The 16,051-nt window shown below is 61.9% G+C and carries 11 protein-coding genes; 5 read left to right on the top strand and 6 right to left on the bottom strand.

The genetic code is table 11. The annotated features are described in order from the left end of the window. Nucleotides 1-331: 331 nt before the first annotated feature. The 6 genes from ilvC to DMP06_RS05995 all read right to left on the bottom strand — a co-directional run bounded on the left by ilvC (nt 332) and on the right by DMP06_RS05995 (nt 8,243). On the bottom strand, nt 332-1,327 hold the full coding sequence (ilvC, locus tag DMP06_RS06015; protein WP_123208842.1) for a ketol-acid reductoisomerase: 996 nt from the start codon (nt 1,325-1,327) through the stop codon (nt 332-334). 350 nt (nt 1,328-1,677) lie between these two features. Further along, the gene (gene ilvN, locus DMP06_RS06010) at nt 1,678-2,160 is read right to left on the bottom strand and encodes an acetolactate synthase small subunit (RefSeq protein ID WP_123208841.1); all 483 of its coding nucleotides are present in this window, start codon (nt 2,158-2,160) and stop codon (nt 1,678-1,680) included. A gap of 2 nt (nt 2,161-2,162) precedes the next feature. Beyond that, complete coding sequence (ilvB, locus tag DMP06_RS06005; RefSeq protein WP_123208840.1) at nt 2,163-4,019, bottom strand: biosynthetic-type acetolactate synthase large subunit; 1,857 nt, start codon at nt 4,017-4,019, stop codon at nt 2,163-2,165. After that, entirely contained in the window at nt 4,016-5,680 is a 1,665-nt protein-coding gene (ilvD, locus tag DMP06_RS06000) for a dihydroxy-acid dehydratase (protein ID WP_123208839.1), read from the bottom strand. The genes ilvB and ilvD overlap by 4 nt, the downstream gene beginning before the upstream one ends. A gap of 367 nt (nt 5,681-6,047) precedes the next feature. Further along, complete coding sequence (locus DMP06_RS11325) at nt 6,048-6,323, bottom strand: hypothetical protein (protein WP_148042498.1); 276 nt, start codon at nt 6,321-6,323, stop codon at nt 6,048-6,050. 348 nt (nt 6,324-6,671) lie between these two features. Then, on the bottom strand, nt 6,672-8,243 hold the full coding sequence (locus DMP06_RS05995; RefSeq protein ID WP_245962404.1) for a polysaccharide deacetylase family protein: 1,572 nt from the start codon (nt 8,241-8,243) through the stop codon (nt 6,672-6,674). A gap of 284 nt (nt 8,244-8,527) precedes the next feature. Here DMP06_RS05995 and DMP06_RS05990 point away from each other — a divergent pair, with 284 nt between their 5' ends. The 5 genes from DMP06_RS05990 to ftsH all read left to right on the top strand — a co-directional run bounded on the left by DMP06_RS05990 (nt 8,528) and on the right by ftsH (nt 15,952). Further along, nucleotides 8,528-9,889, top strand: coding sequence for an LCP family protein (locus tag DMP06_RS05990; RefSeq protein WP_123208838.1), 1,362 nt, complete (start codon nt 8,528-8,530; stop codon nt 9,887-9,889). A gap of 189 nt (nt 9,890-10,078) precedes the next feature. Next, nucleotides 10,079-11,587, top strand: a complete 1,509-nt coding sequence (locus tag DMP06_RS05985) for an LCP family protein (protein WP_123208837.1) — start codon at nt 10,079-10,081, stop codon at nt 11,585-11,587. Between the two features lie 326 nt (nt 11,588-11,913). Further along, nucleotides 11,914-12,483, top strand: a complete 570-nt coding sequence (locus tag DMP06_RS05980) for a hypothetical protein (protein WP_123208836.1) — start codon at nt 11,914-11,916, stop codon at nt 12,481-12,483. A gap of 434 nt (nt 12,484-12,917) precedes the next feature. After that, nucleotides 12,918-13,526: a hypoxanthine phosphoribosyltransferase gene (gene hpt / locus DMP06_RS05975; protein WP_245962403.1), complete on the top strand. Its 609-nt coding sequence runs from the start codon at nt 12,918-12,920 to the stop codon at nt 13,524-13,526. After that, entirely contained in the window at nt 13,526-15,952 is a 2,427-nt protein-coding gene (ftsH, locus tag DMP06_RS05970) for an ATP-dependent zinc metalloprotease FtsH (protein ID WP_380783632.1), read from the top strand. Before hpt ends, ftsH begins: the two co-directional genes overlap by 1 nt. Nucleotides 15,953-16,051 lie beyond the last annotated feature (99 nt).

Below are 16,051 nucleotides of genomic sequence, written 5' to 3'. Positions count from 1 at the left end.
GAGTGGATGCGCTGGTTCCGCGAGGGGCGCATATCCCAGAAGCTCGGGTGGCTCACCCCGGACGAGCGCCGCGCGGCGCTGGGCTATCCGGTGCTGTAGGATGTACAAGAAAACGTCCGCGGTCCCAAGCGACGGCTATTCGGATTACATACTCGATTTTTCTGCCAGATTTGGGTGGTTGAGCAATACCAGAGAGCTCCTGCATACTCCTGGGCCCCGAGCAGCTGCTCGGGGCCCTGTACTCATCTCATGCGTATGCGGCTAACGTCCTCGGGGCAGTGCCGCGGCGCTTCTTTGAGAAGTGCGACGTTCGGAAGAGCGGCGCGGCGAACTACTTCTTGATCCAGGTGAACATGGAGCGAATCTTTTCGCCCGTCTTCTCGATCTCGTGCTCGTTGATGGCCTCGCGCTGCTCGAGCAGCCACTTATGGCCGTTGTTGCAATCCTCGACGAACTCCTTGGCGAACTCGCCGTTCTGGATACGCTCCAGGATGAGCTTCATGGCCTCGCGGCTCTGCTCGTTGATAACCTTGGGGCCGGCGTAATACTCGCCATACTCGGCAGTGTTGGAGATGGAGTAGTTCATGAAGTGGATGCCGCTCTCGTACATGAGGTCAACGATCATCTTCATTTCATGGTAGCACTCGAAATAGGCCAGCTCGGGCGGATAACCGGCGTCAACCAGGGTCTCAAAACCGGCCTTGACCAGCTCGACGAGGCCGCCGCAGAGCACTGCCTGCTCGCCGAACAGGTCTTCCTCGGTCTCCTCTTTGAAAGTGGCCTTGATGATGCCGGAGCGGGCACCGCCCACGCCCCAGCAGTAGGAAAGCGCGATATCCCATGCGTTGCCGGTAGCGTCCTGCTGCACGCAAGCCAGGTCAGGCACGCCGGAGCCCTCGACAAACTGGCGACGCACGATGTGGCCGGGGCCCTTAGGGGCGCACATGATAACGTTCACATCCTCGGGCGCCTTGATGTAGCCGTAGTGGATGTTGAAGCCATGGGCGAATGCCAGGGTATCGCCGGCCTTGAGGTGCGGAGCGATGTGCTCCTCATACACCTTGGGCTGGGTCTCGTCGGGAACGAGAATCATGATGAGATCGGCCTCTTCGGCGGCGGTGTCCATGTCGGTGACCTTCAGGCCTGCCTCCTCTGCCTTGGCCCAGCTGGAAGAGCCCTCACGCAGGCCGACGCGCACGTCACAGCCGGAATCCATCAGGTTCAGCGCATGCGCATGGCCCTGCGAGCCGTAGCCGATGACGGCGATCTTTTTGCCCTGAATAACCTTGGGATCGACGTCGTTCTCATAGTAAATAGTAACAGCCATTCTCAATCTTCCTTTCCTTTGACTGCTGATTACTGGATGAACATATTGCGAGCCCAGATGCCCGGCATGGGTGCGCCATGCTCAAACAGTCCTGCTCGCACGGACGTGCCGGGAACGGCACGTCCGGCTCGTGCGGAACTGCGCGTGGCACACCCATGCCGGGCATCCGATACGCAGTCCTGCAGGTCGCCAAAAAAGTCAGCGAGGGGCGGTGCGGTGGGGCGAATTGCCGTGAAAGCCTGACGAAGCGTAGCAGCGCTACGTGAGGAAGGCTTGGAGCGGCAAGGCGGCTCGCCGCACCGCACCGCAGCGTCGAGTTGTCCGCCGTTCGGAAGAACGGCGGAACTCTCCTAATCCCGCGCCCCGCGTGACATCGCCACCTTGCCCGTGCGGGTGAGCTGCTTGATGCCGTAGGCGCGGAAGAGGTCCTCCATGGCGCCCAGCTTATCGGCGTCACCCGTGGCCTCGATGGTGAGCGAGTTTTTGCCCACGTCCACCACTTTGGCGCGAAACACGTTGGCGATCTCGATTACCTCGTGACGGCGCTCCGGGCCGGCGGCCACCTTGAATAGCGCCAGTTCGCGCTCAATGGTGTCTTCGCCGGTCATGTCGCTGATTTTGTAGGTGCTTACCAGCTTGTGGAGCTGCTTGGTGATTTGCTCGTAGCCCAGGTCGTCGGCATCCATAACGATGGTCATGCGTGACATGGTTTCGTCTTCGGTGGGGGCCACCGTGAGCGACTCGATATTGAAGCCACGGCGCGAAATCAAGCCGGTCACGCGCGAGAGCACGCCGGGCTTGTTTTCAACCAGCACGGAGAGAATATGCTTCATGATTATTCGCCCTCCTTTGCCGCTGCATTTCCGGCGCCCTTCTCGGACACGCGCACGCCGCCCACCGTAAGGTCGATGGCGCCGATGATGTCATCAAGCGCGGCGCCCGGCGCCACCATGGGGTAAACGTTCTGGTCGGCCGAAATGGCTACGTCCAGAAGGTACGGCCCCTCCGCATCGAGCATGCGCTGAATGGCATCCTCAACCTGGTCGGGGTCCTCTATGCGCTCGCCCTGCCATCCGTATGCATCGGCCAGCTTCACGAAGTCGGGTACAGGATCGAGGATGGTGGAGGAGTAGCGCTCGTTATAGAAGAGCTTCTGCCACTGATGAACCATGCCTAAGGCGCGATTGTCGAGGATCATCACCTTCACGGCGGCGTTGTTGATGATGGCGGTGGCCATTTCCTGCTCGTTCATTTGGAAACTGCCGTCGCCGGCAACGCATACCACCTGCTTGTCGGGGCAGCCGATCTTGGCGCCTACGGCGGCGGGGAAGCCGAATCCCATGGTGCCCAGGCCGCCGCTCGAAAGGAAGGATCGCGTCGTGTCGCGGGCGATGTGCTGATGCGCCCACATCTGATGCTGGCCCACCTCGGTGGTGACGATGGATGTGGCGGAATCAAGCTTGGAGGACAGCGCGTCAAGCGCCACCTCAGGCACGATTTGGCTGGGGTAATCGATGAACTCGTCATGGTAGAACGGCCAGCGCTTGCGCCATTCGCAGCACTGAGCGAACCATTCCGCGCCTACGGAGCCGATGCCCGCCTTTTCGGCCTGCTCGATCATGCCGGCGAGAATGCCCTGCGCGTCGCCCACGATGGGCACCTGCGGATCGCGAATCTTGCCGATCTCGGCAGGGTCGATGTCGATGTGGATGACCTTGGCGTGCGGCGCGAACTCGGAAAGCTTGCCCGTTACGCGGTCGGAGAACCGTGCGCCCACGGCGATGAGCAGGTCGCATTCGGTCATGGCCATGTTGGCGTATTTGGAGCCGTGCATGCCAACGGGACCTAAGTCAAGCGGGTTGGAGGTGGGGAAGGCGCCCTTCGCCATGAGCGTGGTGACCACGGGGATCTGCGTCATTTCGGCGAAACGCGAAAGTTCGGCGCATGCGTGGCTCGCGACCACACCGCCGCCCACGTAGAGCAGCGGGCGCTTGGACTGGGCAAGCAGGTTGATGGCCTGTTTGATCTGCTTTGCGTTGCCCTTGTAGGTGGGGCGGTAGCTGGGCAGGTTCACGCTATCGGGGTAGTGGAACACCATCTGCGTGCTGGCAAGGTCGCTGGGGATGTCGATGAGCACGGGGCCGGGGCGTCCGGTGGTGGCGATGTAGAACGCTTCGCGGAACGTCTTGGTCAAGTCGTCGGTGCTCTGCAAAAGGAAGCTGTGCTTGACCACCGGCATGGTGATGCCCACGATATCGGACTCCTGGAACGCGTCGGTGCCGATGACGCCGCGCGTGACTTGGCCGGTGATGATCACCATGGGGATGGAATCCATATAGGCAGTGGCGATACCCGTGACGGTGTTGGTGGCGCCCGGGCCGCTTGTCACCAACACCACGCCGCATTTGCCGGTGGCGCGGGCGTAGCCGTCGGCCATGTGCGTGGCGCCCTGTTCGTGGCGCGCCAGCACATGGCGGATTTTCTTGGAGTCGTACAGGGCGTCGTAGATCTTGATGGCCTGACCGCCCGGATAGCCGAACATCACATCAACGCCCTCGGCTTCGAGGCTTGCGATGACGGCCTGGGCGCCGGTCATGGTCTGCCCTTCTTTTTCGGTGTGGCTGCCGGGCCCGAAGGGCGCACCGGAAATGGCGCGCGCCTTGTACTCGGCAATGGGGTCGACGGCTGTCATGACAAATACGCCCCCTTGTCTGCGCTGGTCACGAGCTTGGCATAGCGCGAGAGCACGCCCGTGGTGTACTTGGGCGCGGGCGGCTGCCATGCCGCGCGGCGCGCTGCAAGCTCTTCGTCGGATACCTTCAGCTCGAGGCGGCCGGCCTCGATGTCGATGTCGATAATATCGCCCTCATGCACGAGTGCGATGGGGCCGCCGGCTGCGGCTTCGGGGGACACGTGGCCGATGCACGGGCCCTTGGAGGCGCCGGAGAAGCGCCCGTCGGTGATGAGCGCCACGGAGCTCGCCAGGCCCATGCCGCAGATGGCGCTGGTGGGCGTGAGCATCTCGCGCATGCCGGGGCCGCCAGCCGGGCCTTCGTAGCGGATGACCACCACGTCGCCGGGGTTAATCTTGCCGCCGAAGATGGCCTTGCAGGCTTCCTCTTCGCTCTCGAACACGCGGGCGGGGCCGGAGTGCTGCCACATATCGGGGTCAACGGCGCTCTTCTTGACCACGCCGCAGTCGGGCGCCAGGTTGCCGCGCACCACCTTGAGGCCGCCGGTCTGGCTGAAAGCGTTTTCTTTGGAGCGCACAACCTCGCCGTCCACCGGCGGGCATTCGGCAAGCCACTCCTCCACGGTGCCGTGGCAGGTGAGCGCGTCGGTGTTCAGCAGGCCGCAGCGGCCGAGCTCGCCCATGATGGCGGAGATGCCCCCCACGGCGTTGAGGTCTTCGATGTGGAGCGGGCCGGCGGGCGCGATGCGCGTGAGGTTGGGGGTTTCGGCCGAGATGCGATCCCAGTCGTCCATGGTCACGGGGCAGCCGGCCGCATGCGCGATGGCGGTCAGGTGCAGCATCGTGTTGGTGGAGCCGCCGAATGCCATGTCGAGCGCCATGCCGTTGTGGATGGACTTCTCATTGATGATGTCGAGCGCGCAGGTGCCCTTCTCCAAAAGCTCCATCACCTTCATGCCGGTGTGCTTCGCCAGGCGAATGCGCTCGGAGTACACGGCGGGGATGGTGCCGTTGCCGGGCAGGGCCAGGCCAAGCGCCTCGGACAGGCAGCAAATAGAGTTGGCGGTGAACATGCCCGAGCAGCTGCCGCAGGTGGGGCAGGCGGTGTTTTCGAACCAGGCGCACTCCTCCTCGGTCATGGTGCCGGCGGTCACCTGGCCCACGGCATCGAAGAGGGTGTTCAGGTCGGTCTCGTTGCCCTGCTTGTCGCGGCCGGCAAGCATGGGGCCGCCGCTCACAAGCATGGTGGGGATATTCAGGCGACACGCGGCGATGAGCATGCCGGGCACGATTTTGTCGCAGCTGGGGATGAGCACCATGGCATCGAACTGGTGACCCTGTACGGCGCATTCGACGCTATCGGCGATGACCTCGCGGCTGGTCAGGGAGTAGTGCATGCCTTCGTGGTTCATGGCAATGCCGTCGCATACGCCGATGGTGTTGATTTGAAGCGGGGTGCCGCCGGCCATGCGCACGCCTGCCTTTACGGCGTCGGCGATGGTCTGCAGGTGCATGTGCCCGGGAATGACCTCGTTCTGCGCAGAGATGACTGCGACCAGGGGGCGCTCAAGCTCTTCGTCGGTCAGGCCGTCGGCCTTCAGAAGGCTGCGGTGCGGGGCGCGTGCAAGCCCCTTTTTGATGGCATCGCTTCGAAGCTGCATCGGTTCAACTCGCTTTCCTCGAATGTGTGCGGTTCTGACGCCCGCGGCTGCGGGGCGCTCGAGGATGCGGGCGGCGAGGCGAGGGCTTCGCTCGATGCCGGTAACGGTGGCGCCGGCCGAGGCGTACTGACGCGAGCGCCGCACGAGGGTTGCCCGTGCGGCGCGGCATGCTGTGGCGTGGTGCCCCGCATGCGCGGCGTGCGTTCTGCCTGGCTGCTCGAGGGAGTTTTCGGGGCCGTCCATCGCAGGTTCTCAAGACCGCCTGCTTGCTGTGGGATGGATTCGTCCCTACTCGCCCTGTCGTCGCATTTGCTCAAGTGAACTGATTATAGGACCGTGGGGCGCCGCTTCAAGACGCTATCGCACTTTATTCTGCGAAAGTGCCCAGATTTAACGCGTGCGAAATATTTCCCTCGTTGGGATGGGGCTGTAGTTTTGTCAATGGGCTTGAAGGGCGTTTCCTATAGCCGCCATCGAGTGGTGGGTTTCTTCCGCGGCTACTGCCCAGCAATCGGCTTTCCTCGACCGCCATCGAGCGGTGGGTTTTTCGCGACTGCTGCCGGGCGGTCAGCTTTTCGCGGCTGCTGTCGAGGTCGGACTCTTCCGCAGCCGCCGCCGAGCGGTCGGGCTTTGCGGGCGTCACAATAATTATCCTCAATTTAGGATATAGATGTTGTGCAGCCGCATGAGAGGTGTTATTATTCTCGTGCAAGGATAAATAACGAGTCGAAACACTACCCCCTTCGCTCGAATCCTCGCTGTCTCAAAGGCTGCTTGCTCCATCCCCCTTCGAGCGGGCGGCAATAAAAAAGGCGCCTCAAGCGGGCGCCTTTCTCTTCTATATGGTGGTTCTATATGAGACCGCATGGTTCCGTAATGATATGCATCGCACATGGTCCCTCATAGGGTTAATTGGACACGCTTTTGCGACATCGCTCCCGCCATAACCCCCCGTTCGCTTCCCGCGTAGGCTCCTTTGCGGATCTCGCGCTTAAATGTCTTTCTTGGGGTACTGCATCAGCTCGTCGATGGTGATGAAGCGAAACCCCTGCTTCTTTAGGTAGGGCAGCGCTTCTTTCAGCGCTTCGACCGTTTCTGAGCGATCGCCGCCTCCGTCATGCATCAAAATCACATCGCCGGGCGTGGCGCATTTGATGGCCTGGGCTATCGCATCGGATCCGGGCTTGCGCCAGTCTTCGGTGTCGATATCCCATCCGATTTCGGCGGTAATCAGGTCTTCGACGTTCATCCACACCTCGGTGGGGAAGTTGCCGCCGGGGGAGCGAATCACCTTGCTCGCCTCTTGGCCCGTTACGTCGGAGATGGCCTTCATGCCCTTGGTTATTTCCTCGCGCTGTTCGTCTTTGGACATGAACGATAGGTTGACCCCCTGCCCGCTGCCCGCGGCATGATCCCACGTGTGCGTGCAGACTTGATGACCTTCTGCTACCTCGCGCTTTATCAGGTCGGCCGTGCTGTCATCGATGCGGTTGCCCACGGTGAAAAATGTGGCTTTAGCGTCGTTCGCCTTGAGGATGTCCAAGATCTCGGCGGTGGAAGTGTCCCAGGGGCCGTCGTCGAAGGTGAGCGCCACCACTTTGTCCTCGCCCGTGTCGGGATAGTAGCGGCGATAGACGCGATCTTGCGGCTCGGCAGTGGTTTGCGTGACAGTTTTGCCCGAAATCTTCCCGGTCTTCGTGGTCTTCACGCCATCGGCTCCGGGGTTGTCAACCATATGGATAGGGCCATATCCCTGGTCCACTGTTTCGTGGGGTATGGGCTCGTCTGTCGAGTCGGACTCTTCCTCGATATCTCCGCCGTCGGAAAACACCACCGCGTCGCCCTCTTTGAGCGGAGAGGTGGGGTCGGTGCCGGGCTGGCCGTTCACGGCGAACGAGAACTGGTATCCCTTGCCCTCTTCGAGCGTGGCCCCTTCGACATCCACCAGGTTGCCTGCCTTCGCGGGCTCGCCTGCCGCCTCGAACGCGGCCTGAACCGTTTTGGCGCCCGACAGATCTATGGAGTTGCCGTTCACGCTCACCGTGATGGGCGCATTCGACATGAAAAACACCACGCCTCCTATTGCGACGGCGATGGCGGCCAGGGCGATAACGCCGCGCGTCAGCGCGCGGCGGCGGCGGATGGAGCGGCCGATGCCGTCGGCGGACTCGTCGAAAAGCGGTTCGTATGAGGTGCCCGATCGGCGCGTGTTCGTTCTTCCCGAACGCACCGACGGTCTGCCCGAGGAGCTGCGTCCCGCATAGCGGTCTGCGGCGTAGCGCCCGGTGCTAGAGGGATCGGGCGCCACGCTGTAACGCCCGGTGTCGGAAGCGTCTGCGATTGCCCCCTGGCGTCCGGTGCCGCCTGCCATGCGCGCAGCGTCATCGGCGTCGTGCGCAACGGAAGAGCCGCCGATGGTGCGGCGTGCGCTCGGAGAGGATGACCTGCGTCCGACGTAGGAATCACGCGAATATTTCGATGCGGATCCGCTGCCGTGAACGGTGCGCTTGCCCGCAACGGAGGGGCGGCCTGAGGGATGATTGCCTGATCTGGAAGTGCTCATATCTGAAAACCCTTCGTGGTGCGATTGTGGTTCGAGGAAGGCGGAGTGTGTCTTTACGCGACATCATATCGCGCGTGCGTTCTTTTTTAAGCGCGGAGACAACCTTAACCACGTTTCTCCCCTTTTTGCAAGTCGTTCATCCAATCGTTTACGAACGCATCGTTTCTCCAATACTGTCACCGGAAACTCAACCCGTTCACGGATGCACAAAGCCGCGCGCTGGGGCGGTAGGATTTCCTACGGTTTCTTTATGAACGCAGGGCAAACGCGCGATAATATGCGCCATGAATAAACGAGACAACAAACACTACGGCCAGATGCCCTCTACCGTGCGCCCCGTGTCCTACGGCGGGTCGCGTCACGCATCGGGCCGCACTCCGAAAACCAATGCGCTTCCTCCCGCCACCGGCGCTACCGGCGCGGCGGCGTATTCGCGCGCCAACTACACGTCAAAGAAAAAGCGCAGCAAGGGGCTTATTGCTCTGCTCGTAGTTATGATCGTGGCTCTGCTCTTTGGCGGCGTGGCGTTTGGCGGCTACCTCTATCTGAACAGCATCTCCAACCAGATGCACGAAGGCGTGGACGAAGAGCTGGAGGCGGTGCTGACCCCCGAAGAAGAGGTGCAGCCCGACGAGCCGTTCTACATGCTTGTTATGGGCATCGACAAGTCCGAGGAGCGCGCCAACCGCGCGGAGTTTGCTGGCGACACCTTCCGCAGCGACTCCATGATCCTTACGCGCGTCGATCCTCAGCAGAAAACCGTGACGCTCGTGTCCATCGAGCGCGACACCTATGTCGATATCGAAGGCTACGGTCCCAACAAGATCAACGCCGCCGCGGCATACGGCGGGGCGGCGCTCACCGTGAAGACCATCGAGAAATTCGCGGGCGTCGATATTTCGCACTATGTCGCCATCGACTTCGACGGCTTCAAGGAGGCGGTGGACGCGCTGGGCGGCATCGAGGTGGACGTGCCCATGACCATCGACGACCCGCAGGCCGGCGGCCGTGTGGAGGCGGGCGAGCAGACGCTCAACGGCGACCAGGCCCTCATTCTGTGCCGCAGCCGTCACGCTTACGACGATTACGGCAGCGGCGACTACTACCGCATGGCAAACCAGCGCATGGTCATGGGCGCCATCGCCAAGAAGCTTCTCGCCAGCGATCCGGTGACCATGGCAAACACCATCAGTTCCATGGCCGATTACATCACCACCGATTTCAACGTGGAGGAAATCGTGTCCATTGCCACGCAGATGCAGGGGATGGACACCGAAAACGACATCTATTCCGCGATGAACCCCACCGTGTCGCAGCTGATTGACGGCATTTATTACGAAATCTGCAACACCGAGGAATGGCAGGATATGATGTCGCGTGTCGACCAGGGCCTTCCTCCCTACAAAGACGAGGACCGTAACAAGAACGACGGCGGCGGCCTGGACGGCACGGTGACGGGCGTTCAAGAATATGGCGCCGAGAACGCGGATCTTTCGGATTCGGCCGCAGCGGCGCTGGAGGATTCGCTTTCGGAATCCGCCGACGCCACCGAATCAAGCGGCGAATCATCGGGCGCCACCGACGAGACGTATTACGACGACGCCTATTACGATGACGCTTCGTATTACGAAGAGGGCTATTACTAGGCCTTTATGGCGGACGCGGGGTCGAGAGCGCAAGGCTTTCGGCCCCGTTTTTCGGTTTAAAAGCCGGTTAAGGATATGGTGATTCGCCGGAGAGCGGATGAAATGTGTTCGGATGAACTCCCGAATTTTCACTCGCACGCGTAGGATAAAAGGCCGATTTCGATTCAACGACCTGAGATTGGAGATCCCGTGGCACGTAGATCTTCGAAATTCGACAACTTTCCCACTGCCGAGCCGCGCCGCCATTCGACGACTCCCCGTCGTGGCGATGATGCGAGCGGCCTTGATAGGGGTGCCGGTCGCCAGACCGCTGCCCAGCAGTATTCGCGCCGCGCGACGCAGGACGCCTACACTCAGCAGCGCGCCAAGAAGTCGCGCCGCAAAAAGGTGGTCGTGGGCGTAGTGGCTGTCATTCTTGCGCTCGTAGTGGGCGCGGGCGCCGCTGCGGCGGTGTTTTTGGGCGGCATCAACAGCAAGCTGCAACAGGGCGTGGACGACAATCTGCTCAACCAGCTCACCGTCACCGAATCGAGCGAGCCCTTCTACGTGCTGCTCATGGGCGTGGATGGTTCATCGGAGCGCGAGAACAGCGAGCAATACGCCGGCGACACCTTCCGCAGCGACTCCATCATCCTTGCGCGCATCGACCCCCAACAAAAGCAGGTCACGCTCGTTTCCATCATGCGCGACACGTATGTGGATATGGGCGAAAACGGCTATCAGAAGATCAACGCGGCTCACGCCATCGGCGGTCCCGCCTATGCGGTCGAGGTGGTGTCGGAGTACGCGGGCGTGCCCATCTCTCACTATGCCGAGATCAATTTCGACGGCTTCAAGGAGGCGGTGGACTCGCTGGGCGGCATCGAAGTGAACGTGCCGCGCGACATAGACGACCCGCAGGCCGGCGGCAGCCTCGAGGCGGGCGAGCAGACGCTCAACGGCGACCAGGCTCTCATTCTGTGCCGCAGCCGCCATTCCTACGACGACCAGGGCGACGGCGACACCTATCGCGCCGCCAACCAGCGTCTGGTGATCGGTGCCATCGCCAAGAAACTGCTCGCCAGCGATCCGGCCACTATGGCGAGCGTGGTCAACTCTATGGCCGATTACATCACCACCGATATGAGCGTGGACGAGATTGTGAGCATCGCGCTCCAAATGCAGGGCATGGATACCGATTCGGGCATCTACTCGTGCATGAATCCCACTGTGTCGGCGTATGAGAACGGGGTGTGGATCGAGTACACCAACGTAGAGGCGTGGAAGGCCATGATGACGCGCGTCGATCAGGGCCTGTCTCCCACGGTAAATGAGGAGGATTCTGCCAACCGCGGCGGCGTGACCGATGGAACGCTGGACAAGGAGTACATCGCGCAGAGCGCGCTGGCTGATTCGGGCAATACCGGCAGCCTGGCGTCGGAGAACGCCGTAGCGGTGCGCAACGGAAACGGCGTGAGCGGCGTGGCGGCAACTGCTTCGAGCGTGCTCACCAACAGCGGGTACGATGTGACCGAGACGGGCGACGCCGATAACTACGATTACGCAAGCACGCTCATTGTGTACAACGATAGCAGCATGGAGTCGGAGGCGCGTTCCATCGGCGAGGCTCTGGGCGTGGGCACCACCATGCTCAACGACGGCAGCTACACGTTTGACGGGAATTTCCTGGTCATTCTTGGTGCCGACTATACGGGCTAAGCAGGCGATTGCGCCGCTCGTGCCAACGCGGCGTAATCGTCGTTGCGAAACTGCCAAATGCTTCGCCCTGCCTTTCGATCGTGGCTAACGCGAAAGGCGCTCTGCTCTTTTGGCGGGCGATGCATGGAGCTGAATAAGCGGGGCAATCGGATAGCGTCCGGTTGCCCCGCTTTGTTGTGGCGGGCGGTTAAGAAAACGTGCATGGTTTCTTACAGAAGCATTACGGCTTTGCGACGAAACAATTGCGCTTTGTGGCGTAGTGCAATTTACGGTGCGCGCTGGGTATAATCGGGCAATATTCGACCATTCCGAGGAATCGAGGAATCATGGCTGACGCCACCACTAACACCAATCCCGAGCAACCCACGCCTCAAACGGCGTCGGCTCCCGTTCAAGAACAGCCCGCCGCTGCACAGGCCCAGCCCGCCGCCGCGTCGGTTCAACAGCAGCCCGTGACAACGAACCCGGTGCCACTAGCGGGGTTCGCGCCCGCAGCGGGGCAGGTTCCGCCCGCCGGCAACGTGCCTCCGACCGGGCAGGTGCCGCCCGCCGGTCAAGTTCCGCCCCAGCAGCCGTTCGGCCCGGCGCCCGCCGTGCCTCCTCAGCCGATGCCGCAGAACATGCCGGGCATGCCCCTGCTTTATCTGACGGGCGGCATGAAATTCGGCTGGGCTGCGCTGGGATTCTTCCTGGGCCCTCTCGCCATACTCGTGGCGTGGCTCACGAATGCGCATAACTTTCCGCAGGCCAAAAGCGAGGCGGTCAAGTTTTCCCTCATTGGCTTTTTGGTGTCCATCGTAGGCTGGATCTTGCTGCTGATGCTGTTCGGATTCACTGCCTGCGCGGCCATCGGTGCCGCTGCAACGGGGGCGAGCTCGGCTGTGTACTATTTCTAGGCCCTCCTCGTCCTAGCGGATCAGCCGCATGCGCTCGATGCTCCGAGTGGGATTGCGCGCATCGCGTGCGAGCAATCCGTGCAAGCCAAAACAATGCGAAGGCGCGTTACGGTAACGCGCCTTCCTCCTTATTCGGAGAGGAATCGGCATAGTGCGAGCCGAGATGCGGTTGGGCGCTTGCGTGTCGGGCGCGAATCAACATCGGGCGTGAAACGCGGGCACCCGCCAAGCCGCTGCCCGTGATGAAGGCGGCGGGGAGGAGCGTTGCGAACGAGGTACGGCATGGGGATTGATGCCCCGCGTGCGCCGCATTTGTCCACGCCGACGTTGCGAAATCGTGTTTTTCGGTACGTCGTTGCCGTATCGTTGAGGCGCGTCCTTACCTTCGGTGATACACTGCACCATCAGTTGTCCATTCGATGAGAAAGGGTGCCATGTCCACGACCCAGGCACATGATTCGCAGTATCACGGCGACGCAGACGTTCGCGAAGTTCTGTTCACCGAGGACGCCATCGTTCAGCGCGTGCGCGAGCTCGGCGAGCAGATTACCGAGGACTATCGCGACGCCGCCTATGAGCCTACGCCTCATGGCGATCCGGCGCTGCTGGTGGTGAGCGTTCTTCGAGGCGCCGCCATCTACATGTCCGATCTGGTGCGCGCGATCGATCTTCCGCTGGAGATGGATTACATGGCGGTCTCGTCGTACGGCACCGGCTCGAAAAGCTCCGGTGTGGTTCGCATCATCAAGGACCTTACGTCCAACGTGGAAGGCCGCCACGTGCTGATCGCCGAGGACATCCTCGATTCCGGCCTGACGCTGAAGTACCTGCTGCGCGTGCTCGAATCGCGCAATCCGGCCTCCATCCAGGTGGCCACGCTGCTGCGCAAGCGCAACCCGCAGCAGGCGGAAATCGAATGCAAGTATATCGGCTTCGAATGCCCCGATGAGTTCATCGTCGGCTACGGGCTCGATTTTGCGGAGCGCTACCGCAACCTGCCCTATATCGGAGTACTGAAGCCCGAAGTGTACCAAGGAAGATAATGAGCGATACCCCTACCAATCCCAACGACCGCGACCGCAGGCCCCAGCCTCCGCAGCCGCCTGCGCCGCAAACGCCCCAACCGCAGCAGCCTGGAAATGACGGGCAAGCTCCGAACCAGCCTGCCCGTGGGCGGCAGCGCCCTGACGGCAAGGGCAATGAGCCCGAGGGCTTCGGCTCGCTGTTTACCATGGGCGGCGATGCGGATGGTTCCAAGGATTCCAAACAATTGAGCCCTCGCCCTCCGCAGCGCATGAGCATCGTGTCCGCCGTGCTGTTCTTCCTCATCGCGTTCTTCATCGGCAGCCAGATGATGAATCTGATGGGGGGCACCCAGCAGACCGATACGCTGGTTACGTCTGAGTTCGTGCAGGCGGTGGAGCAGGGCCGCGTTGAAAACGTGGTTTACGACGCCGGAAGCTATACCGTGTCCGGCCAGTACTATCCCGCTGCCACGGCGGGCTCTACGGCGGCGGATGCCTACAACAAGGCATTTGAATCGCTGAATGCTCAGATGGAGTCGGCTCTTGGCGCCGATGCGGGCGTGGAAACCCAGACGCTTGAGACCCAATCCTTGGGCGAGCTGCGCAACTATACCTCCACCTATGTGGGCCAGGACTCGCTCATGCAGCTGCTTTCGCAGTATCCTGACATCCAGTATACGGTGCAGCTGCCCAACGGCCTGCTCGACACGCTGCTGAGCTTCTTGCCCATGCTGCTGCTCATCGGCGTGATGATCTTCTTCTTCGTGCAGATGAACAAGGCGAACAATTCGCAGATGTCGTTTGGCAAGGCGAAGGCCAAGGAGTACACCGTTGACCATCCGGATGTGAAATTCTCCGATGTGGCCGGTGAGGACGAGGCGGTTGAGGAGCTCCAGGAGATCAAGGACTTCCTCACCGATCCTCAGAAGTATCAGGCATTAGGCGCCAAGATTCCGCGCGGCTGCCTTTTGGTGGGTCCTCCGGGCACCGGCAAGACGCTGCTCGCGCGCGCCGTGGCGGGCGAGGCGCAGGTGCCGTTCTTCAGCATCTCCGGCTCTGAGTTCGTGGAAATGTTCGTGGGCGTGGGTGCAAGCCGCGTGCGCAGCCTGTTCAAGCAGGCCAAAGAGGCTGCTCCCGCCATCATCTTCATCGACGAGATCGACGCAGTGGGCCGCCAGCGCGGCGCAGGCCTGGGCGGCGGCCACGACGAGCGCGAGCAGACCCTCAATCAGCTGCTGGTTGAGATGGACGGCTTCGAGAAAAACGATGCCGTGGTGCTGATTGCCGCCACCAACCGCGTGGATGTGCTTGACCCGGCCCTGCTGCGTCCCGGCCGTTTCGATCGCCAGATTGTGGTGGACGCACCCGATGTGCGCGGCCGCGAGAAGATCCTTGAGGTGCACGCTAAGAACAAGCCCCTGGGCCCCGATGTGGATCTGCAGCGCATCGCCAAGCTCACGAGCGGCATGACCGGCGCCGACCTCATGAACCTCATGAACGAGGCGGCTCTGCTCACCGCGCGCCGCAACAAGAAGATCATCGGCATGGCCGAAGTCAACGAATCCATGGAGCGCCTGATGGCAGGCCCCGAGCGCAAGAACCGCGTGATGAACGAGAAGACTCGCAAGATCATCGCGTACCACGAGAGCGGCCATGCCTTGGTGGGGCATCTGCTTCCCAATGCCGACCCGGTGCACAAGATCACCATCGTGCCGCGCGGCATGGCGCTGGGCTACACCATGTCCATCCCCGACGAGGACAAGTTCTTGGTCAGCCGCAACGAGATGGTGGACGATTTGGCCGTGTTCATGGGCGGCCGCGTCGCCGAGGAAATCTTCTGCGGCGACATCACCACCGGCGCGAGCAACGACCTCGAGCGTGCCACCAAACAGGCGCGCAAGATGGTGACGAGCTACGGAATGTCCGACGCATTGGGCCAGCAGACGTTCGGCCAGCCCAACCACGAGGTGTTCCTGGGCCGCGATTACGGCAACACGCAGGACTACTCGCCCGAGACGGCGCAGCGCATCGACGAGGAAGTGGCTCGCCTGATGAAGGAGGCGCACGATACGGCGTATAAGATCCTGTCTGAGCACGCCGACCAAATGCACCTGATGGCCGAAGTGCTGCTCGAGCGTGAGACGGTGGACGGCGCCGCATGCGACGCGCTGCTCGACAATACGTGGGATGAGTATCTGGCCAAGGAGAAGGCCGGTCTTATTGGCAAAGACGCCTCCGGCATTACGGTGGAGGTCAGCGCCGATCAAGCGCATGGCGCAACCGAGGAAAGCGCATCTGGCGCGCCTTCGGATTCCGCAGCTTCGGGGGAGCCTGCCGCGCCTGCGGCTTCGGAGGCTCCGGAAGCCCCGGGAGCTTCGGCGGCGCCGGCTAAGCCTGAGCCCCAGAGACCCCCGATGCCTCCTTCGGATGGCGAAAGAAAATAGCTAGACGGTGCAAGGGCCGGCTCTTTATGGGCCGGCCCTTCGGGCTTTGCCGCACGACAAGGGCGGTATGGATAGCTTTGCAAAGCCCCCTCATCCTTC

Origin of the sequence: Slackia equolifaciens (genome assembly GCF_003725995.1) — a bacterium.
In the GTDB taxonomy this organism is placed as follows: domain Bacteria; phylum Actinomycetota; class Coriobacteriia; order Coriobacteriales; family Eggerthellaceae; genus Slackia; species Slackia equolifaciens.
This window is presented reverse-complemented; position numbering and strand designations above follow the sequence as displayed.

Coding starts and splice junctions, on each gene's coding strand:
- ilvD (WP_123208839.1), bottom strand. CDS start 5,680: ATGCAGCTTCGAAGCGATGCCATCAAAAAGGGGCTTGCACGCGCCCCG.
- DMP06_RS05990 (WP_123208838.1), top strand. CDS start 8,528: ATGAATAAACGAGACAACAAACACTACGGCCAGATGCCCTCTACCGTG.
- DMP06_RS05995 (WP_245962404.1), bottom strand. CDS start 8,243: ATGAGCACTTCCAGATCAGGCAATCATCCCTCAGGCCGCCCCTCCGTT.
- ftsH (WP_380783632.1), top strand. CDS start 13,526: ATGAGCGATACCCCTACCAATCCCAACGACCGCGACCGCAGGCCCCAG.
- DMP06_RS05980 (WP_123208836.1), top strand. CDS start 11,914: ATGGCTGACGCCACCACTAACACCAATCCCGAGCAACCCACGCCTCAA.
- ilvC (WP_123208842.1), bottom strand. CDS start 1,327: ATGGCTGTTACTATTTACTATGAGAACGACGTCGATCCCAAGGTTATT.
- ilvN (WP_123208841.1), bottom strand. CDS start 2,160: ATGAAGCATATTCTCTCCGTGCTGGTTGAAAACAAGCCCGGCGTGCTC.
- hpt (WP_245962403.1), top strand. CDS start 12,918: ATGTCCACGACCCAGGCACATGATTCGCAGTATCACGGCGACGCAGAC.
- ilvB (WP_123208840.1), bottom strand. CDS start 4,019: ATGACAGCCGTCGACCCCATTGCCGAGTACAAGGCGCGCGCCATTTCC.